Here is a 19,962-nt window from a genome sequence, read left to right as displayed (position 1 = left end):
GGCTGAACGGTGCGCATCTCCGGTGGTGTGCGGCGGTGCGAAGTCCGGACCTTCGGCCCCGTCGAGGGGGCACGATCCGGGCGTACATTGCAGGGATGACGACGGAGTCGGCGGCGGTTCATCCGCTGCGCGCGGGTCTGATGATCGGCGCATTGGGCGTGGTGTTCGGCGATCTGGGAACCAGTCCCATCTACACGCTCCAGACGCTGTTCGACCCGCGCGATCCCCACCCGATCGCCCCGTCCCGGGAGAACGTCGAGGGCGTGGTCTCGCTGATCTTCTGGTCGGTGATGGTCATCGTCACGGTCACCTACGTGCTGCTGGCGATGCGGGCCGACAACGACGGCGAGGGCGGCATCCTGGCGCTGATGACGCTGCTGCGCCGCTGGTCGAGCGGTATCCGGCCGCGTGTGATGGCCGTGCTGGTGGCGCTCGGCGTCCTCGGGGCGGCGCTGTTCCTCGGCGACAGCATGATCACCCCGGCGATCTCGGTGCTGTCGGCGGTCGAGGGCGTCAAGGTGGTGGATCCCGGGCTGCGGGAACTGGTGGTGCCGCTGACCGCGCTGATCGTGTTCGTGCTGTTCCTGGTGCAGCGATTCGGCAGCGGCCGGGTGGGGGCGGTGTTCGGCCCGGTGATGGCGGTCTGGTTCGCCGCGATCGCGGTGCTCGGTGTCCGCGGGATCCTGGTGGAACCGGGGATCGTCGCCGCGCTGTCGCCGTCGTACGCGATCGGTTTCGCCGCCGGTCATCCGGGAGTGGCGTTCTTCGCGCTCGCCGCGGTGGTGCTGGCGGTGACCGGCGCGGAGGCGCTCTACGCCGACATGGGGCACTTCGGCCGGCCGTCGATCTCGATGTCGTGGGCGGTGTTCGTCGCCCCGGCGCTGACGCTGTGCTATCTCGGCCAGGGCGCGCTGATCCTGCACGACCCGCGCGATGCCTCGGCGCCCTTCTTCCTGCTCAGCCCCGACTGGGCGCGTATCCCGCTGGTGGTGCTGACCACCTTCGCCACCGTGATCGCCGCGCAGGCGGTGATCTCCGGGGCCTTCTCGGTCGCCGCGCAGGCCGCGCAACTCGGCTACATGCCGCGGCTGCGGGTGGTGCACACCTCCGACCGCACCTACGGCCAGATCTACGTGCCGTGGCTCAACTGGCTGCTGATGGTCTCGGTGATCACCCTGATCTTCGCGTTCCGGCGGTCGGCGGCGCTGGCCTACGCCTACGGAATGGCGGTCACCGGCACCATCGCGATCACCACGCTGCTGTTCTTCGTCGTCGCCCGGCACCGGTGGAGACTGTCGTGGTGGCTGTTGCTGCCCGCCGCGATCCCGCTGCTCACCGTCGACGTGCTGTTCTTCGCGGCCAACTGCACCAAGGTGCTGCATGGCGCGTGGCTGCCGGTGGTGATCGCCGTGACGGTGTTCGTCATCATGACCACCTGGGACCGCGGCCGCCGGCTGGTCGCCGACCGCCGCAGCGAGATGGAGGGGTCGCTCACCGGCTTCCTCGACAAGCTGTGCCGCGGTAGGGAGATCGCCGTCGTCGACGGCACCGCCGTCTTCCTCAACCGCGACCTCGATTCGGCGCCGCTGGCGTTCCGGGCGAACGTCGCCCACAACCGGGTCCGGCACTCCCGCGTGCTGATCGCCACCGTCGAGGTGGCCACCGTGCCGCGGATCGCCGAGGCCGACCGCATCCGGATGCGGGAACTGGGCACCGAGGCCCGGGGGATCCGGGGTGCGCAGATCCGCTTCGGCTACGCCGAGCCGCCGGACGTGCCCGCCGCCCTCGCACTCCTCGGGCCGGAGCAGACGGGACCGATCGACACCGACGACGTCACCTACTTCCTGTCCACCGCGGAACTGGAATACAGCACCGAGCCGGGCATGGCGGGCTGGCGCAAGCGGCTGTTCATCGCCACCTCGCACGTGAAATCGGATGTGAGCGACCACTTCCGGCTGCCCCGTGAACGGGTGGTCGTGCTGGGTTCCCGGATTCCGGTCTAGCCGCCGGGCGAGTCGTATGGTGGTGCCATGAGTGAGCTCAAGACCACCGAACAACTCTTCGGCATCGACCGACTGCTCGACGACGACGAGCGCGCCATCGCCAAGACGGTCGCCGATTTCGGCGCCAAGCGGCTGCGCCCGCACGTGGCGCAGTGGTTCGAGGACGGTGCCCTCCCGGTGCGCGAGCTGGCCGTCGAACTCGGTGAACTCGGCCTGTTCGGCATGCACCTGGAGGGCTACGGCTGCGCCGGGACGTCGGCCACCGCGTACGGCCTGGCCTGTCTGGAAGCCGAGGCCGTCGACAGTGGTTTGCGCAGCTTCGTCTCCGTGCAGGGGTCGCTGTCGATGTTCGCGATCCACCGCTGGGGCAGCGAGGAGCAGAAGCAGGAGTGGCTGCCGCGGATGGCCGCGGGCGAGGCGCTCGGCTGCTTCGGGCTCACCGAGCCGGACTTCGGCTCCAACCCGGCGGGCATGCGCACGCACGCCCGGCGCGACGGCGACGACTGGATTCTGAACGGCTCCAAGATGTGGATCACCAACGCGCCGGTCGCCGACGTCGCGGTGGTCTGGGCGCGCACCGAGGAGGAGGCCGGTTCACGCGGGATCCGCGGTTTCGTCATCCCCACCGACACCCCCGGATTCAGCGCCCCGGAGATCAAGCACAAGATGTCGTTGCGGGCCTCGGTGACCGGGGAGATCGCGCTCGACGACGTCCGGCTCCCCGCCTCGGCGCTGCTGCCCGAGGCCCGCGGCCTGCGCGGTCCGCTCAGCTGCCTGAACGAGGCGCGCTTCGGCATCGTCTTCGGCGCGGTCGGCGCCGCCCGCGACTGCCTGGAGACGGCGATCGACTACGCCGCCACCCGCGAGGTCTTCGAGAAACCGCTGTCCGGGTACCAGCTGACGCAGGCGAAGATCGCCGACATGTCGGTGGAACTCGGCAAGGCGTACCTGCTGGCGATCCAGCTCGGCCGGATCAAGGACGCCGGGCACGACGGCGGTACCCCGATCGCGCCGGAACAGGTCAGTCTCGGCAAGCTCAACAACGTGCGTGAGGCCATCGCGATCGCCCGGAAGTGCCGGACCATCCTGGGCGCCAACGGGATCACCCTCGAATACCCGGTGATCCGGCACGCCAACAACCTGGAATCGGTGCTCACCTACGAGGGCACCAGCGAGATGCATCAGCTGATGATCGCCAAGGCCCTCACCGGCCAGGACGCCTTCCGCTGACGGGCTGTTCGACGATCCTCGAGCCACCCGATTCCGTGTCGCCGATCCCCGAGCCGCCGACGACGCAGGAGCGTCACGACGATCCCTGATCCGCCTAGACGCAGGCGCGTCACGACGATCCCTGAGCCGCCGACGAAGGAGGCGTGTCGAAGGGACGACCCCCATACCGAAGGAGCACACCCGATGACAGCGCAACTCAAACTCGGACTCAAGGCCTCGGCGGAGCAGTTCGCTCCGCGCGAGCTGGTGGAGGTCGGCGTGGCCGCCGAGGAATTCGGCCTCGACTCGGTGACCGTGAGCGACCACTTCCAGCCCTGGCGGCACGACGGCGGCCACGCCCCGTTCTCCCTCGCCTGGCTCACCGCGGTCGGTGAGCGCACCGAGCGCGTCCAGCTCGGCACCTCGGTGCTCACGCCGACCTTCCGCTACAACCCGGCGGTGATCGCGCAGGCCTTCGCGACCCTCGGCTGCCTGTACCCCGGACGCGTGATGCTGGGCGTCGGCACCGGCGAGGCGCTCAACGAGTACGCCACCGGCTTCACCGGCGACTGGCCCGAATTCAAGGAGCGGTTCGCCCGCCTGCGCGAAGCCGTGCGGCTGATGCGGGAACTGTGGACCACCGGCGCCGGGAGCGAAGCGAGCGGGCCGAATGGCCGCAGCGCTGTTGATTTCGACGGCGAGTACTACCGCACGCAGGGCGCCTACATGTACGACGTGCCCACCGAACCGATCCCGGTGTACATCGCCGCCGGTGGCCCGGTGGTGGCGCGCTACGCCGGTCGCGCCGGGGACGGATTCATCTGCACCTCGGGCAAGGGGATGGATCTCTACACCGAGAAGCTGATCCCGGCGGTGCGGGAGGGCGCGGCGAAGGCCGAGCGGAACTTCGCCGACATCGACCGGATGATCGAGATCAAGATCTCCTACGACCCCGATCCGGAGCGGGCGCTGGAGAACACCCGATTCTGGGCGCCGCTTTCACTGACCCCGGAACAGAAGCACTCGGTCAACTCCTCGGTGGAGATGGAACGCCTCGCCGACCAGCTGCCGATCGAGCAGGTCGCCAAGCGCTGGATCGTCGCCTCCACGCCCGACGACGCCATCGCGCAGATCAAGCCGTACATCGACGCCGGTCTCAACCACCTGGTGTTCCACAATCCGGGGGCCGATCAGCGCCGCTTCCTGGAGGCGTTCACCGCCGAGGTGGTGCCCGGCCTGCGAGAACTGGCCGTCGTCACGGACTGACCGACACGCGCACCGGTCCACGCCCCAGCCAGCGGCTGAGCCCGCTACCAGCCGGCTGAGCCCGTCGAGCCCGCTACCAGCCGGCTGAGCCCGTCGAGCCCGCCACCAGCCGGCTGAGCCGGTCGAGCCCCGCAGGGGCGAGATCGTGTCGAAGCCAAGTACCTGGCTGGGTGGTTGCTTCGACAAGCGCCTCGCCCCTGTGGGGCTCGGCGCTGCTCAGCCGGCTAACAGTGGGCCGGTTGGTGGTGTTCGGTCGGTTGCGTCTGCCGCTAGCCGGCTGAGCCGGTCGAGCCCCGCGGGGGCGAGATCGTGTCGACCCTTCGACCGCGTGTCGTCGCAGGCTCCGCCACGCGAGCTCAGGACCCGCCAAGCACCAGTCCGGGGCGGTGGCTTGGACGAGCGCCTCGCCCTGCTCAGCCGTCGTGGGGCAGACGCCCCGGGTGGGGCGTCTGCCGCTGCTCAGCCGACGGGGCTACTGACAGACGGGGCTGCCGCCGTCGGTGACGGTGCAGGTCACCGTGGGGCCGGGGACTTGGACCTGACTGGTCACCGTGACCCGCCTCGTGACCGTCTCGGTCTCGGTGCGGACCTGCGTCTCGCGCTCGGTGTGGGTCGCGGTGGCGGTCTCGCGCTCGGTCTGTGTCGCGGTCTTGGTGTCGGTGCGGGTCACCGGGACGCCCTCGGTCTCCGAGGTCTCGGTGACGGTGGTGGTCACCGGGGCCGCCTTGGCGCCGCGCCCCTGCTGGCCGAACAGGAAGAAGCCGAGGACCACCAGGACGGCGGCGGCGACGGCGAGCGCCGCGATGAGCTGCCAGCGCCGGGTGGCGGCGTCGGCGCGCCGGGTCAGTGCGACGACGGCGGTGGCCTGGTCGTCCGGATACCCGGCGGGCGGCGCGGACGCATAGCCGACGGTCTGGTCGGTGTAGGGCGGGTACGCGGGAGGCTGGGTGGACGGCGCAGCCGGTGGCTGACCCTCGGTGGGCTGACCTTCGATCGGCTGATCGGGCGGCTGCGGCGTGCTCAACTGATTTGCTCCTCACGCGACCGGCCGGGAACGCCGGGATCGCTGTCGGGAATTCAGGTTACCGGGGCGGCCGTCGAGGTCAATCCGCTCATCGTGGCGCCGGAGCCCGGTGGACGATCCGGCCGAACGCGCATTTTGTGCCAGACGACGTCGTATATGTGCCAAGGTTTCGGCGTGACGGTACCGCCCGGTGGCGCGTTCCGCCCGGCGAAATCCACAAAACCACTGCTCGGAGGCATGAATGACGGACCGGTCGGCGGTGGTGGGTCGAATCGGTGAGAGTCGCCTGCGACCGATAACGTCTGATTCATGGAACGATCCGGGCCCGCGACGCGACATCTCCGTCGGCGCGGGGACGGCTCGCTGCAATCGTGACGATGTTCTAACCCCAATCAATTCCATGCGTAGCTGGAATGGGAGACAATCGCCACGAGGTGCCGATCGGAGGTGCCCAGGAGAAAGCCGAGGTGACGACGTCTGATGTCGATCGATCCCACCGGGAAGTTCGGTCCCGCCGGTGAGCCGGAGTCGCCGACCGAGGTACTCGCCGTCGAGGCGGACTACCACGCCGGAACCGCTCCCCACGGAATGCCCCGTGACGTGATTCTGGTCGCGGACGGGATCGGCGTCGATGCGTCGTGGGGGCACGTCTACGGCCCCGTCGACCTGACGGTGCGGCGCGGCGGAGTCACCGTGCTGGTCGGCTCCGGCGGCCGCGGTCGCACCGCGTTGCTGCTCACCCTCGCCGGCCGGATGAAACCGACCTCCGGCTCGCTCACCGCGTTCGGCCGAACCAACAGGGCGCAGAAGCTGTTCGACGATGCCGCGCTCGGCTTCATCGACGAGGTCGACGGCATCGGTCAGACCATCCGGGTCCGGGACGTCGTCACCGAGCAACTGCGCTGGGGTGCGCCCTGGTACAAGTTCGTGGGCGTCGCCAAGGAAGACGACCTGGAACGGTTGTGCCGTCCGGTCTTCGGGCCGCTCACGCTGCCGTCGCTCGATGCCTACGTCGAGGAACTGCCCGAGCTGACCGCCGCGCTGTTCCGGGTGGCGATGGCCAACACCGAGAAGCCGCCGCTGCTGGTGGTCGGCGGCATCGACAACCTCAACCGGGTCGCCAGTTCCGGGCTCTTCCTGGAACGACTCGCCGATCTGGGCCGTGAGCAGACCGTCATCACCGCCGATGTGAACGGCGTGCAGCCGATTCCCGGGGTCACCGACGTGATCCGGGTGCACAACCTGACCGACAACGAATTCGTGCGTCTTGAACAAGGGGACCGAGTCCAGTGAAGATGCTTGCCGCCTTCTCCCCGGGCAGCGATTTCAAGCGCTATTACCGCGGCCGCATGCCGCGGCTTGCGTTGCTGGTCATCATGGTGATGCCGCTGATGTACGGCGCGCTGTACCTGTGGGCGTTCTGGAACCCGTTCAACGAGGTCAACCGGATGCCGGTGGCCGTCGTGAATCTGGACAAGGGTGCCGAGGTGAACGGTCAGCGGCTGGACGCCGGAAAGCAGGTGATCGACGGCCTCGTCGCCTCCAAACAGCTCGACCTGCACATCGTCTCCGAGGACGAGGCCACCAACGGCCTCTACGAGGGCAAGTACTACTTCAGCATCACCCTGCCCGCGAACTTCAGCGAGTCGCTGGCCTCGCCGATGAGTGGCAACGCCAAATCGGCCGACCTGATCTTCACCTACAACGACGCCAACAACTACCTGTCCACGGTGATCGGTCAGGACGCGGCGGCGCAGGTGGTGAACCAGGTGGGTGCGCAGGTCGGCGCGCAGACCTTCGGCATCGTCTTCCAGCAGGCCGGGCCGATGCTGGGCAAGATCACCGAGGCCGCCGACGGCGCCGGTGAACTCGCAACCGGCCTGAAGCAGGCCAAGGGCGGCGCCGACGAGCTGAACGCGGGCGTGCAGGAACTGGCCGGTGGCGTCATGTCCGCCACCGACCCGCTGCTGGCCGCGGCGCAGGAACAACAGAGCACCGGGCCGAGCGCCGCCGAACTGAAGGCCAAGGCCGACCGCCTCGGCCGCACCGCCGACACCATCGACAAGCGGCTCGGCCAGGCGTCCACCGCGCAGTCGCAGGCGTACGACGCCGTGGTCGCGCTCAGCGGCCAGCTGAAGAACAGCCCGGATCCGAATGTGCGCGCCCTCGCGCCCGCGCTGGAACCGGTCAAGAACGTCCTCTATTCGGAGGGACTGGGCCCGAACGCGCAGAACGACCTCACCGAACTCAAATCGGATTCGGCGCTGCTGGCCGCGCAGCTGAACAATCCGTCGAGTCCGCTGCGGAAACTGCTGGCGCTGATCGAGTCGGGCAATCTGGTGAACGACATCGAGCAGGTGCGTTCGGCGGTGACGCAGCTCAGCGACGGCACCGATCAACTGGCCTCCGGTCTCGGGCAGCTCAGCACGGGCGCCGACCAATTGGCCGCCGGGCTGAAACAGGGCGCGGATGCGATTCCGCACTGGTCCAAGAAGCAGCAGGAACAGCTCGCGCAGGTGCTGGGGAATCCGGTGCAGCTCAAGGAGCGCTACGAGAACCGGGCGGCCACCTTCGGCACCGGCTTCGCGCCGTTCTTCTTCGGGCTGGCGCTCTTCGTCGGCAGCATCATCGCGTGGATGCTGTTCACCCCGCTGCAGGCGCGGCCGATCGCGCACGGGCTGAACTCGTTCCGGGTCGTGCTCGCATCGTTCGCGCCGACCCTGGCGGTCGGTGCGGTACAGGCGGCGATCCTGTACGTGGTCACCGTGTTCGCGGTCGGGCTGCGTCCGCTGTCGCCGTGGGCCACGTTCTTCTTCATGGTGCTGATGGTGGCGGTGTTCATGGCCCTGATCCAGATGCTCAACGCGGTCTTCGGATCCTCGGTCGGCCGCGTCGTCACCCTGGCATTGTTGATGCTCATGCTGACCTCGGCAGGCGGAATCTATCCGGTGCAGACGACGGCGAAACCATTCCAATGGATGCATCCGTTCGATCCGATGACGTACACGGTGAACGGTCTGCGCATTCTGATCTCCGGCGGAAACTCGACGCACCTGTGGATCTCCGTCGGGGTGCTACTCGGTCTCACGCTGGTCTTCCTGGCGATCTCGACCTGGGCCGCACATCGTAACCGCCAATACAACATGGAACGTCTCTATCCGCCGGTGGAAGTGTGATCTCCCGGCTCCTCCATCCGTCCGCCCCGCGCCGATCAGGCGCCCGACTGCAGGCAATACCCATCACCCGAAAATGGAGAAGTAATGACTGATCTGGACAACGATCGCATCGACGTCCCGGTGTTCGCACAGGGCGGACTGGCGACGACTCTGCCGCGCAACGAGATCGCCGACGGGATGCTGCCCGCCGAGGCCGCGTACCAGCTGGTGCACGACCAGGCGATGCTCGACGGCAACGCCCGCCTGAACCTGGCGACCTTCGTCACGACCTACATGGACAAGGAAGCCAAGCTCCTGTACATGCAGACCGTCGACAAGAACATGATCGACAAGGACGAGTACCCGGCGACGGCGGCCATCGAGGATCGCTGCTGGCGGATGCTCGCCAACCTGTGGCACGTCCCGGATCCGACCGACACCATCGGCACCTCGACCATCGGTTCGTCGGAGGCCTGCATGCTCGGCGGCCTCGCGCTGAAGCGCCACTGGCAGGAGGCCCGCAAGGCCGCGGGCAAGTCGATCGAGAAGCCGAACATCGTGCTCTCGACCGCGGTCCAGGTGTGCTGGGAGAAGTTCTGCAACTACTTCGAGGTGGAGCCGCACTGGGTGCCGGTCACCGAGGATCACCTGTACCTCGATGGGCACGACCTGGAGAAGTACGTCGACGAGAACACCATCGGCGTGGTCGCCATCATGGGTCAGACCTACACCGGTGCGTACGAGCCGGTGAAGGAGATCGCCGCCAAGCTCGACCAGATTCAGAAGGACACCGGCTTCGACGTGAAGATCCACGTCGACGGTGCGTCGGGCGCGATGATCGCCCCGTTCTGCCAGCCGGAGATCGAGTGGGACTTCCGCGTCGACCGCGTGGTCTCGATCAGCACCTCGGGCCATAAGTTCGGCCTGGTGTACCCGGGTGTCGGCTGGATCGCCTGGCGGAACAATGAGCGCCTGCCCGACAGCATGGTGTTCCACTGCGCCTACCTCGGTGGCGACATGCCCACGCTGGCGCTCAACTTCTCGCGCCCGGGCGCGCAGGTGCTGCTGCAGTACTACCAGTTCCTGCGTCTGGGCAAGGAAGGCTACCGCGCCGTCCAGCAGAACTCGCTCGACGTCGCGCAGTACCTGTCGTCCGCGATCGAGGCCATGGGCCCGTTCGAGCTGGTGACCCGCGGTGACACCATCCCGGTGTTCGCCTGGCGCCTGAAGAAGGACGCCAGCCCGAACTGGACCCTGTACGACCTGCAGGATCGTCTCCGGATGAAGGGCTGGCAGGTGCCGGCCTACCCGCTCGCCGACGACCTGGCCGACGTGACGCTGCAGCGCATCGTCGTCCGCAACGGCCTGAGCCGTGATCTGGCGACCAAGCTGCTGGCGGACATCGAGACCGAGGTGAAGTTCCTGGAGCAGCTCGACGGCCCGATGCCGCACGAGGAGCACCAGGGCGGCTTCCACCACTGACCCATCGGTCGAGGGGGAGGGTGACGCGTTCGCGTCGCCCTCCCTTTCGGTGGTCGGTGTGACGCCCGCGGGCGCGGAGAGACGGCAGACCGGGGTGGCGGTGCCTCGGGGGTGACGGGAAGGACCTTCTGACATGTCGGATGTTCAGCAGCACGAATCGCGGGTGGGTAACCGGATTCTGACGCCGACGCTGGCCAAGCAGTGCTGGCTGTTCATGATCGGCGCCGCGCTGTTCGCGCTCGGCGCGGCACCCGGGTTCCAGTCGGCCTTCGGGAGCAACGGCGCGAACGCGGCCAACCTCAGCTACTTCATCGGTGCGTGGTTCTTCACCGCCGGTGCGCTGATTCAGCTGGTGCTCAGCGGTCCGATGATGGTCAAGGTGTCCTATGAGCCGGGCCAGATGTTCCGGTCCGAGTGGCTCGCGGCCTCGACGCAGTTCTTCGGCACCCTGTTGTTCAACGTCAGTACGACGTCCGCGCTGATGGCGCACACCGTGAAGGGCGAGCAGCACCTGGTCTGGAACCCGGACGCCGGCGGGTCGGTCGCCTTCCTCCTGAGCGGCGGCTTCGTGCTGCTCGCCCTGTGGCGCGCCGGGCATCCGTTCTGGTCGCCGCGCCTGCCGGACTTCTGGTCCGGGCACGTTAACCTGTGGGGCTGCATCGCCTTCGGTGTCGCGGCGGCCGGCGCCTTCGTCGACAACACCGGCGGCACGCTCGACGCGGCGCTCGCCAACTGGGGCACCTTCATCGGTGGCCTCTGCTTCCTCGTCTCGTCCGCGATCTCCCTGCCGGGCTGGCGCTGGAACCGGAAGTGATGTCGGGAAAGCGGGCCGACAGACGACGAGATCGAGTTGCTGTCGATGGGGTTCGCGGCGATCCTGGCCGGGTGATTCCTGATCGCGTCATCGCGGCATGGCGGCGACGTTTGCGCGCGATCGCGGGCACCGAGGTGGGAGCTCCGGATATCCACCTCTCCGGGGAGGAAGCGATCGCGCTGCTGGGCATCGAGCCCAGCACGCAGCCGTCGTCGGTCTCTGCCAAATACGAGGTCATCGTCCATACGAGGCGATTGAGTATTCTGACGTCGGCATTCGCCTCGCTGCGCAGTCCGGACACGCTGACCAGGAAGAAGGCCGGCGGCCGTCAACGAGACGATGACCTCATGGTCGCGACGCTCGTCGAGCCTGGCGACGTTGAGTTGGAGGGGAGTGGCCACCCGCTGCGTTACCGGCGCGGCGAACTGCTCATCACCAGCAATACGGACGAGTATCTCGGGCCGGCGTTCGGGCCCGTGGCGGCGGCTGGCGTCCTGATTCCGCGGCGTCTTCTCGGTACGCGCCGGCGGGTCCTCAAGCGGGTGGAGCAGCCGTATATCGCCAGTAGTCTGCTCGCCCGGTCGACGGCCGCGTTCCTGGCCGGTTTCGCCGTGTCGGTCGCGACCGGGGTCATCGCGGAGCCATCGGCGGAGACCGAGCAGGCCGTGCTCGGCCTGGTGATCTCGGTACTCAGTGAGTCGCCGGGGCGGGACATCAAGCTCACCGACCCGGCGTTCGTCCGCGAGGCCGTCGCGGACCTGATCGAGCGCTACTATTCCGACCCGGACTTCGGGGTCGACGTGATCGCCGATGCGCTGCATCTGTCCCGGCGGCAGGTGTATCGCTACTTTGAGGCCACCGAGCAGTCGCTGGCCGCCCGCATCGCCGATCGTCGGTTGCAGGCCGCGGTCGATCTCCTCGAAACGCAACCGCGGATGTCGGTCAGCGCGCTCGCCCGGCAGAGTGGGTTCGCCTCGGAGGCCGCCTTCCGCAGCCGGTTCCGGGCCGGGCTGGGCTACGGTCCGACGGAGGCGCGGGTGCGGGTGCTCAACGGGGAGGCGCTGCCCACAATCGGCCCAGCGGACTGACCGGTCCGTGCCCGGCGCCGAGCGGATAGGCGGCGCGCAGGCATTGCGTCACCCAGTCCTTCCCGAACGCGACGGCCTCGGGGACGTTCCGTCCATGGGCGAGCGCCGCCGCGGTCGCCGCGGCGAGGGTGTCGCCGGCACCGTGGTCGTGGGCGGTCGGCACGCGGGGGGCGTCCAGGAGTGAGAACCGCGCGCCGTCGAACAGCAGGTCCGGGCTGCGGTCGCTGCCCCGCAGATGACCGCCCTTGACCAGCGCCCAGCGTGCGCCGAGCCGGTGCAGTTCCCGGGCCGCCGCCTGCTGGGAGGCGTCGTCGACCACGTCGATGCCGGTCAGAATCCGCGCCTCGTCGAGATTCGGGGTGACCAGCGTGGCGCGCGGAAAGAGCAGTTCGACGAGGGTGGCGCGGGCGTCGTCGGCGAGCAGCGGGTCGCCGTGCATCGAGGCGCAGACCGGGTCCACGACCAGCGGGATCGGTCCGGCCCCGCCGATGCCCGCGGTGTCGAAGGCCTCGGCGACCGCCGCGATGATCGGCGACGACGCCAGCATCCCGGTCTTGACCGCACCGACGCCGATGTCGGCGGTGACCGACGCGATCTGCGCGGCGACGATCTCCGGCACGACCTCCTGCACCCCGGTGACCCCGAGCGAATTCTGCACGGTGACCGCGGTGAGCGCGACGCAGCCGTGCACACCGGCGAGCGCGAAGGTGCGCAGGTCGGCTTCGATTCCGGCGCCGCCGCCGGAGTCCGAACCGGCGACGGTCAGCACGCGCACCGGTGTCGTGCCCGGCGGCGGCAGCGGGAGCGGCGCCGGTGTCACACCGCCTCCACCGGCAGATAGATCTCGCTGCCGGAACGGCGGAACTCGTCGGACTTGGCGGCCATGTCCGCGGCGATCCGGCGGTCGATGTCCTCCTGCGTGACCAGACCGTTCTCCTCCGCGTATGTGCGCACATCGGCGGAGATCCGCATGGAGCAGAACTTGGGGCCGCACATCGAGCAGAAGTGCGCCGTCTTCGCGGTCTCGGCGGGCAGCGTCTCGTCGTGGTACTCGCGGGCGGTGTCCGGGTCGAGCGCCAGGTTGAACTGGTCGGTCCAGCGGAACTCGAAGCGCGCCTTGGACAGGGCGTCGTCGCGCTCCTGCGCCCGGGGGTGGCCCTTGGCCAGGTCGGCGGAGTGCGCGGCGATCTTGTAGGTGATCACGCCGACCTTGACGTCGTCGCGGTCGGGCAGCCCGAGGTGCTCCTTCGGGGTGACGTAGCAGAGCATGGCGGTGCCGGCCTGCGCGATCATCGCGGCGCCGATCGCCGAGGTGATGTGGTCGTAGGCGGGCGCGATGTCGGTGGCGAGCGGGCCGAGCGTGTAGAAGGGCGCCTCCTCGCAGAGCTCCTCCTCGAGCCGGACGTTCTCGACGATCTTGTGCATCGGGACGTGGCCGGGGCCCTCGATCATCACCTGCACGCCGTGGCTCTTGGCGATCTTCGTTAGCTCGCCCAGGGTCCGGAGTTCGGCGAACTGCGCCTCGTCGTTCGCGTCGGCGATCGATCCGGGGCGCAGGCCGTCGCCCAGGGAGAAGGTGATGTCGTAGCGGGCGAAGATCTCGCAGAGCTCGTCGAAGTGCGTGTACAGGAAGCTCTCGGTGTGGTGGGCGAGGCACCACGCGGCCATGATCGAGCCGCCGCGGGAGACGATCCCGGTGACCCGGCGCGCGGTGAGCGGCACGTAACGCAGCAGCACCCCGGCGTGCACGGTCATGTAGTCGACGCCCTGCTCGGCCTGCTCGATGACGGTGTCGCGGTAGATCTCCCAGGTCAGCGCGGCGGGATCGCCCTTGACCTTCTCCAGCGCCTGGTACATCGGCACGGTGCCGACCGGAACCGGGGAGTTCCGCATGATCCACTCGCGGGTGACGTGGATGTCCTTGCCGGTGCTCAGATCCATGATGGTGTCGGCGCCCCAGCGAGTGGCCCAGACCATCTTCTCCACCTCCTCGGCGATGGAGGAGGTGACGGCCGAGTTGCCGATGTTCGCGTTGACCTTCACCGCGAAGGCCTTGCCGATGATCATCGGCTCGGACTCCGGGTGCCGGTGGTTGGCCGGGATCACCGCGCGGCCCTCCGCGACCTCGCGGCGGACCAGCTCGGGGTCGCAGCCCTCGCGGGCGGCGATGAAGGCCATCTCGTCGGTGACGATGCCCGCGCGCGCCCAGGCCAGCTGGGTCGACGCGGTGTGGCCGCGCTCGGTGGGGACGGGCCCGGGCCGGTGCCACTGCGCGCGGGCCGGCTCCAGACCCGCCTCGAGATCGATCTCGGCGGCGTCGTCGGTGTACGGGCCCGAGGTGTCGTACAGGTCGAGGTGGTCGCCGTTGGTGAGGTGCACCCGGCGCGACGGAACGCGCAGGTGGCCGACGGTCTGGTACTGCTTGGTGCTGCCCTCGATGGGGCCGCGGGTGACGGTGGATGCAGAGACAGCGGTGCTCAAGGCAGACTCCCTACGCCGGCATTACCCGGACAGGTTCGTGCGGTCGGCGACCGCCCGTCGCCCTCTCAGCCCTCGGTTCGCGAGAGCCCCCGTGTGTGATGTGTGCGCGCGTATCGGCGCACTGCCGAGACTACGCGAACGACTTCCCGGCTTTCCAGTACGCCATGGACTTCACGCCCTTGCGGCCGAGCTGGAAGTCGTTGCGGAGGATTCCGGTGACCGCCCGGGTGCTCTTGCTGTCCAGCGCCACCCAGCCGCGGTGGCCGGATGCGTCGAACGCCGCCGCGCGGACGGCGTCGACCAGCGCGGCGCCGTCGTTCTCCCGGCGGATCCAGGTGAGCGTGTCGTGTTCGCTCACGTGGACGTCGAGGTCGCGGTCGTCGTCGTGCTGGTATTCGAACCAGATGGTCGCCGGGGCGCTCGACCCGGCGGCGTCGCGGGCGTCGAGCAGCGAGTTGATCGCCGGGAGCGACGCGGTGTCGCCGGCGATCAGCCAGCCGGCGGGTTCCGGGTCGAGGGAGAAGTCGCTGCCCATCACCGTCACCTGGAGGGTGTCGCCGGGCTGGGCGCCGCGCGCCCAGCGCGCGGCGGTGCCGTCGTGGATGGCGAATTCGATGTCGAAGGTGTCGGTGTCCGGGTCGGGATCGACCAGGGTGTAGCCGCGCTGGTGCAGCGCGCCGTGATCCTCGAACCAGAGACGGATCCACATGGTCGGGTGCTTGGGCATCTTGGCCAGCAGTCCGCCGCCGGTGAAGCCCAGTCGGAGGTAGTGGTCGGTGACGGTCTCGGTGCGCGTGACGATGATCTCGAAGTCGTCCGCGCCCATCAGCTTCATCACCGCGCCCTGCCAGCCGCGGCCGGGTGTCTTGGTCTGCGTCGCCATGTCGGCTCCCTCCGTGTCGTCACTACTGAAAGGTAAGCCTACGCTAACTAGTTGTCCGGGGTCCGCCGCCCGGCCCGCGGTCCGGCGTCGACCGGGATTCGCGGCGGTCGTGGACGGGCGCGGCGGTCGCCGGTGACTCGGGTCTCGACCGGTGCCGCGGAGACGATGCCGACTGGCTCGGGGGTGGCGGCGGTCAGGCGCCGAGGCGGGCGCGGACGGCGGCCTTGTCGACCTTGCCCACCGCGGTCACCGGCAGGCCGGTGGCGAACTCCAGGCGGTCGGGCAGCTTGAAAGCGGCCAGACCGCGGTCGGCGAGGAACGCCCGCACGGCGGGCAGGTCCAGCCGCGACGACGGCCCGGACGGCACGACCACCGCGCAGATCCGCTCGCCGAGGGCGTCGTCGGGCACGCCGACGACCGCGGTCTGCCACACCGACGGATGCGCGAGGAGGTGCTCCTCGATGTCGTCGGCGGCGACGTTCTCCCCGGCGCGGATGATGGTGTCCTTGATCCGGCCGGTCACCGCGAGGTGGCCGGACGGCAGCCGGCGGACGCGGTCGCCGGACCGGTAGAAGCCGTCCGGGGTGAAGCTGCGGGCGTTGTGTTCGGGGGCCCGGTAGTAGCCGCGCAGTGCGGTCGGCCCGCGCACCAGCAGCTCGCCGTCCTCACCGTCGGCGACGTCGTGGCCGTCGTCGTCGACGATCCGCACCTCGTCGAACGACGACATCGGCGCGCCCTGGCTCACGTGCACCAGCTCGCGCGGATCGTCGAGTCGCGTGTAGCAGATGAAGCCCTCGGCCATGCCGAAGACCTGCTGGACCACATCGCCCAGGGCGGCGTCGAGGGCGATCGCATCGGATTCGGCGAGGCGGGCGCCGCCGACCTGCAACAGGCGCAGCGACGACAGGTCGGCGGGCTCCCACTCGGTGGCGGCGCACCACAGCTGGGCGAGCGCCGGGACCAGCGAGGTCACCGTGACGCGGTAGCGCTCGATCAGCGCGAAAGCGCTGTCCGGGCTGGGGTTGCCGGTCATCACGGTGTGCGCGCCGACGTCGAGCGCACCGAGCAGGCCGGGGCTGACCATCGGGAAGTTGTGGGCCACCGGCAGCGCGGCGAGGTAGACGTCGGCGGCGGTGAGGCCGGCGATCTCGGCCGAGCGGCGCGCGGTGTAGGCGTAGTCGTTGTGCGATCGCGCGATCAGCTTCGGCAGGCCGGTGGTACCGCCGGAGACCTGGAACAGCGCGGGGTGATCGGGGTCGGCGCGGTGGTCCCGGCAGCGCGCGGGGTCGTCGTCCGGGAGCGGAGCGAAGGCGCCGGAGTCGCCGTCGATCAGGACCTGCGCGACGCCGGGCACCCGGCGGCGGAGTTCGGCGGCGAGGTCGCGGTAGTCGTAGCCGCGGCGGTCGTCCTCGGTGACATAGGCGACGGCGCCGGACCCCGCCGCGAGGTGCGCGATCTCGTTGATCCGGTGGGCCGGAAGGGTCAGGACCGGGGCGGCGCCGGCGCGGAGCAGAGCGAGCACGGTGACCACGAAGGCGGCCGAGTTGCCCAGCTGCACCACCACCCGGTCGCCGGGTTCGATGCCCAGCGCCGCGAAGCCGGCCGCGCGCCGCGCGCTCGCCCGCCACAGCTCGCCGTAGGTCAGCGTGGTTCCGGTCGCCGCATCGGTGACGGCCGGGGCGTCCGGAGTGCGCTCGGCGGACGCCGCGGCGGGCGCCCAGAGGGGCGCGCCCGACATCAGTCCGGCCTCGCGGTAGGCGGCCTGACGCACCGGGTCCGGCGGCAGGTATCCGTCCGTGAGTGAGGCCGCCGCGGGGTCCGGGGTCATCGAAGTCACCACCTCCAGGAATGGGAGTTTAGGGAAGCCTTAGCTATCGTATATGTCATCGAACCCTAGTCCACGAGGAGCGACGGCATGACGGCAGCGCACCCGCGGCCAGCGGCGCCGGATTCGGCCATCGAGGTCGCCGGACTGGTCAAGACCTACGGAGACGTGCATGCCCTGGACGGCATCGACTTCGCGGTGCCGCGCGGGCAGATCCTGGGTCTGCTCGGACCGAATGCGAGCGGCAAGACGACCACCGTCTCCATCCTCGCGACGCTGCAGCGCCCGAGTGCCGGCGTCGCGCGGATCGACGGATACGACGTCACCGCGCACCCGGGCCGGGTGCGCGAACTGATCTCGCTCACCGGCCAGTACGCGGCACTGATGGAGGGTCTGACGGCCGCGGAGAACCTGTCGTTCTTCGGCCGCCTCACCGGTCTGCGGCGGGGCGACGTCGCCCGGCGGACCGCCGAACTGGTGGAACTCTTCGACCTCGGCGAGGTGGCCGACCGCCGGGTGGGGCAGTTGTCCGGCGGCATGCGCCGCCGCGTCGACATCGCGGCCGCACTGGTGACCAGGCCGAGCGTGCTCTTTCTCGACGAGCCCACCACCGGTCTGGACCCGCGCAGCCGCAACGCCGTCTGGGAGACCGTGGCCGGATTGCGCGCCGAAGGCATCACGGTGCTGCTGACCACCCAGTATCTCGAGGAGGCCGATCGGCTCGCCGATTCCATCGTGATGCTCGGCGCCGGGAAGGTGGTGGCCGCGGGGACGCCGGAGGAACTCAAATCTCAGGCCGGTGCGCAGACCTGCGAACTGGTGCTCGCGCCCGGCACCGATCCGGCCGCCGTCGCCGCGCTGCTCGGGAGCTTCACCCTGCTGCCGCGGACCGACGACGGCGTCCTGGCGGTCCGCGCCCCGGACGGCATGGCGACGGTCGCCGAGGTGATCGAGGTCCTCCAGACCGCACGGATCGACGTCGCCGACATCGGGCTGCGCCGCCCCTCGCTCGACGACGTCTTCCTGCAGCTGACGGACGCCGGATGAGCGTCACCGCCGTCGTCGCCGACCCGCCCGCGACCGCGCTGGGTGCGGTTCCGCATCGCGCCGGAGTTCCGCTGCCGCGCGCGGTGTGGGTGCTGTTCGTCGAGAAGGCGCGCGAGGCGTTGCGCAGCGGCGATCTGGTGATCGCGCTCGGCAGCCCGCTGGTCTTCTTCGCCTGCTTCTACGTGCCGCTGCACCGGCAGTTCGACCTCGGCGGTGGCGACTACGCGCAATTCCTCACTCCGATCATCCTGTTGCAGGCGGCGCTGTTCGCGGCGATCGCCGCCACCGAGGTGGCCGGTGCGGACGCCCGCGCCGGGGTGGCCGAGCGTTTCGCCAGCCTGCCCTTCCACCGGACCGCGCCGCTGCTCGCCCGGATCGGCTGGGCGGGGCTGCGGATGACGGTCAGCCTGGTCGCCGGGGTGCTCCTGGGCTGGGCGCTCGGTTTCGGTTTCCACGGCGGTGCCGGCGCGGCGGTCGCCTTCCTGGTCGTCCCGGTGGTGCTGGCGGTCGCGCTGTCGATGCTCACCGACGCGGCGGGCACCGCGGCCGGCGACGCCGTCGGGGTGGCCCACGTGCTGATGATCCCGCAGCTCATCCTGGTGATGGCGTCCACCGGTCTGGTACCGGCCGCGGCGTTCCCCGGCTGGGTGCAGCCGTTCGTCCGCAACCAGCCGTTGTCCGTGCTCGCCGACACCATGCGGGCGCTGGCCGACGGGGCGACCGCGCACTGGACGGTCGCCGACTGGGTCGCACCGATCGCCTGGCTGCTCGGGCTGCTCGCCGCGGGCACGCTCGCGGTGATGGCCGCCGGGCGCAGGCAGGTGCGGCGATGACGAACGCGGAACTGACCCGCACCCGTGCCGCGGCGGGTGCCCGCCGCCGGGTGCCGCTGATCCCGGCGACCGCGGGCATCGCGGGTGGACTCCTGCGCAGCTGGGTGCGCGACCCCGGCATCGTGGTGCAGTCCCTGGTCTTCCCGGCGTTCCTGCTGGCGATGTTCCAGCTGGTCCTCGGCAAGACGGTGACCATGATGGGCGGCGGCGACAGCGTCTACGCCAACGCCGGGCTGGTCGCGCTGACCGGCGGCCTGTTCGGGTCGCTGTCGACCGCGGTGGCGCTGGCCGCGGAACGGGAGAGCGGCGTGATCGGCAGGCAGTGGACGCTGCCGGTGCCGCGCGCCTGCTTCCTCGGCGGCCGCCTGGCCGCCGAGATGGTCCGCGTCGCGATCGCGACCGTGGTGCTGTATCTGATCGCGATGACCATGGGATTCCGCTTCGACCAGGGCTTCTTCCCGGCGCTCGGGGCGATCGCGGTGCCCATGCTGTTCACCGCCGGGCTGACGGTCCCGATCGTGGCCATGGCGCTGCGCACCAACGGTGCGCAGACCGTGCAGCTGGTCGGCGGGCTGTCGCTGTTCCTGCTGTTCTTCAACAGCGGGTTCGCGCCGGTCAGCGCCTACCCGGACGCCATCGCGCCGTTCGTGCGCTACCAGCCGATGACGCCGGCCGTCGACGCCGTGCGCGCACTGACCGAGGGCGGCCCGGTGACCGGGCCGGTGCTGGCGACGATCGCCTGGACCGTCGGGCTGACGGTGGTCTTCGGGCCGCTGGTGGTGCGCGGTTACCGGCGGGCCGCGGCCGACGCCTGAGCGCACGCGCCGTACACACCACAGTGAGGAAGGACCA

16 protein-coding genes and 1 riboswitch are annotated in these 19,962 nt (G+C 69.8%); of the genes, 11 read left to right on the top strand and 5 right to left on the bottom strand.

From position 1 onward, the window contains the following. The first annotated feature begins 95 nt into the window (after positions 1-95). From ACSEEN_RS07765 to fgd, 3 genes are all read left to right on the top strand, one after another. Positions 96-2,003 carry a potassium transporter Kup gene (locus ACSEEN_RS07765; RefSeq protein WP_440712840.1) on the top strand — a complete coding sequence of 636 codons (1,908 nt, stop codon included), beginning with the start codon at positions 96-98 and terminating at the stop codon, positions 2,001-2,003. A gap of 27 nt (positions 2,004-2,030) precedes the next feature. After that, positions 2,031-3,233, top strand: coding sequence for an acyl-CoA dehydrogenase family protein (locus ACSEEN_RS07760; RefSeq protein WP_247865350.1), 1,203 nt, complete (start codon positions 2,031-2,033; stop codon positions 3,231-3,233). Positions 3,234-3,416: 183 nt separating this feature from the next. Next, the gene (fgd, locus tag ACSEEN_RS07755; protein WP_247865349.1) at positions 3,417-4,478 is read left to right on the top strand and encodes a glucose-6-phosphate dehydrogenase (coenzyme-F420); all 1,062 of its coding nucleotides are present in this window, start codon (positions 3,417-3,419) and stop codon (positions 4,476-4,478) included. A 472-nt stretch (positions 4,479-4,950) separates the two neighbouring features. On the opposite strand, the gene ACSEEN_RS07750 is transcribed toward fgd, so the two are convergent. After that, positions 4,951-5,502 (bottom strand): hypothetical protein, encoded by a 552-nt coding sequence (locus ACSEEN_RS07750; RefSeq protein WP_247865347.1) that lies wholly within the window; start codon positions 5,500-5,502, stop codon positions 4,951-4,953. Between the two features lie 588 nt (positions 5,503-6,090). Between ACSEEN_RS07750 and ACSEEN_RS07745 the strand changes: the two genes are divergently transcribed. The 5 genes from ACSEEN_RS07745 to ACSEEN_RS07725 all read left to right on the top strand — a co-directional run bounded on the left by ACSEEN_RS07745 (position 6,091) and on the right by ACSEEN_RS07725 (position 12,041). Continuing rightward, entirely contained in the window at positions 6,091-6,795 is a 705-nt protein-coding gene (locus tag ACSEEN_RS07745; RefSeq protein WP_247868112.1) for an ATP-binding cassette domain-containing protein, read from the top strand. A gap of 2 nt (positions 6,796-6,797) precedes the next feature. Then, positions 6,798-8,678, top strand: coding sequence for a YhgE/Pip domain-containing protein (locus tag ACSEEN_RS07740; RefSeq protein ID WP_298446503.1), 1,881 nt, complete (start codon positions 6,798-6,800; stop codon positions 8,676-8,678). A gap of 84 nt (positions 8,679-8,762) precedes the next feature. Beyond that, the gene (gene gad, locus ACSEEN_RS07735) at positions 8,763-10,139 is read left to right on the top strand and encodes a glutamate decarboxylase (RefSeq protein WP_247865346.1); all 1,377 of its coding nucleotides are present in this window, start codon (positions 8,763-8,765) and stop codon (positions 10,137-10,139) included. A 133-nt stretch (positions 10,140-10,272) separates the two neighbouring features. Beyond that, positions 10,273-10,953 (top strand): hypothetical protein, encoded by a 681-nt coding sequence (locus tag ACSEEN_RS07730; protein ID WP_440712839.1) that lies wholly within the window; start codon positions 10,273-10,275, stop codon positions 10,951-10,953. 71 nt (positions 10,954-11,024) lie between these two features. Then, the gene (locus ACSEEN_RS07725) at positions 11,025-12,041 is read left to right on the top strand and encodes a helix-turn-helix domain-containing protein (RefSeq protein ID WP_440712838.1); all 1,017 of its coding nucleotides are present in this window, start codon (positions 11,025-11,027) and stop codon (positions 12,039-12,041) included. On the opposite strand, the gene thiD is transcribed toward ACSEEN_RS07725, so the two are convergent. The 4 genes from thiD to ACSEEN_RS07705 all read right to left on the bottom strand — a co-directional run bounded on the left by thiD (position 12,001) and on the right by ACSEEN_RS07705 (position 17,233). Then, on the bottom strand, positions 12,001-12,861 hold the full coding sequence (thiD, locus tag ACSEEN_RS07720) for a bifunctional hydroxymethylpyrimidine kinase/phosphomethylpyrimidine kinase (RefSeq protein ID WP_440712837.1): 861 nt from the start codon (positions 12,859-12,861) through the stop codon (positions 12,001-12,003). The genes ACSEEN_RS07725 and thiD overlap by 41 nt on opposite strands. Continuing rightward, the gene (gene thiC / locus ACSEEN_RS07715) at positions 12,858-14,522 is read right to left on the bottom strand and encodes a phosphomethylpyrimidine synthase ThiC (RefSeq protein WP_440712836.1); all 1,665 of its coding nucleotides are present in this window, start codon (positions 14,520-14,522) and stop codon (positions 12,858-12,860) included. Before thiC ends, thiD begins: the two co-directional genes overlap by 4 nt. Further along, positions 14,513-14,625: riboswitch (TPP riboswitch) on the bottom strand. Its footprint overlaps the gene before it by 10 nt. A gap of 27 nt (positions 14,626-14,652) precedes the next feature. Beyond that, positions 14,653-15,405: a siderophore-interacting protein gene (locus tag ACSEEN_RS07710; RefSeq protein WP_440712835.1), complete on the bottom strand. Its 753-nt coding sequence runs from the start codon at positions 15,403-15,405 to the stop codon at positions 14,653-14,655. A 193-nt stretch (positions 15,406-15,598) separates the two neighbouring features. Then, positions 15,599-17,233 carry a (2,3-dihydroxybenzoyl)adenylate synthase gene (locus ACSEEN_RS07705; protein ID WP_440712834.1) on the bottom strand — a complete coding sequence of 545 codons (1,635 nt, stop codon included), beginning with the start codon at positions 17,231-17,233 and terminating at the stop codon, positions 15,599-15,601. A gap of 87 nt (positions 17,234-17,320) precedes the next feature. Between ACSEEN_RS07705 and ACSEEN_RS07700 the strand changes: the two genes are divergently transcribed. Genes ACSEEN_RS07700 through ACSEEN_RS07690 form a run of 3 tightly spaced genes read left to right on the top strand, consistent with a single transcriptional unit; the run spans position 17,321 to position 19,925 of the window. Continuing rightward, positions 17,321-18,277: an ATP-binding cassette domain-containing protein gene (locus tag ACSEEN_RS07700; protein WP_440712833.1), complete on the top strand. Its 957-nt coding sequence runs from the start codon at positions 17,321-17,323 to the stop codon at positions 18,275-18,277. Next, positions 18,274-19,110 carry an ABC transporter permease gene (locus ACSEEN_RS07695; protein ID WP_440712832.1) on the top strand — a complete coding sequence of 279 codons (837 nt, stop codon included), beginning with the start codon at positions 18,274-18,276 and terminating at the stop codon, positions 19,108-19,110. Before ACSEEN_RS07700 ends, ACSEEN_RS07695 begins: the two co-directional genes overlap by 4 nt. After that, positions 19,107-19,925 (top strand): ABC transporter permease, encoded by an 819-nt coding sequence (locus tag ACSEEN_RS07690; RefSeq protein ID WP_298441459.1) that lies wholly within the window; start codon positions 19,107-19,109, stop codon positions 19,923-19,925. The genes ACSEEN_RS07695 and ACSEEN_RS07690 overlap by 4 nt, the downstream gene beginning before the upstream one ends. Positions 19,926-19,962 lie beyond the last annotated feature (37 nt).

It is taken from the genome of Gordonia marina, assembly GCF_052036135.1.
Lineage (GTDB): Bacteria > Actinomycetota > Actinomycetes > Mycobacteriales > Mycobacteriaceae > Gordonia.
Note: the sequence above shows the minus strand (reverse complement) of the source record. Positions and strands in the feature narration are given on the sequence as shown.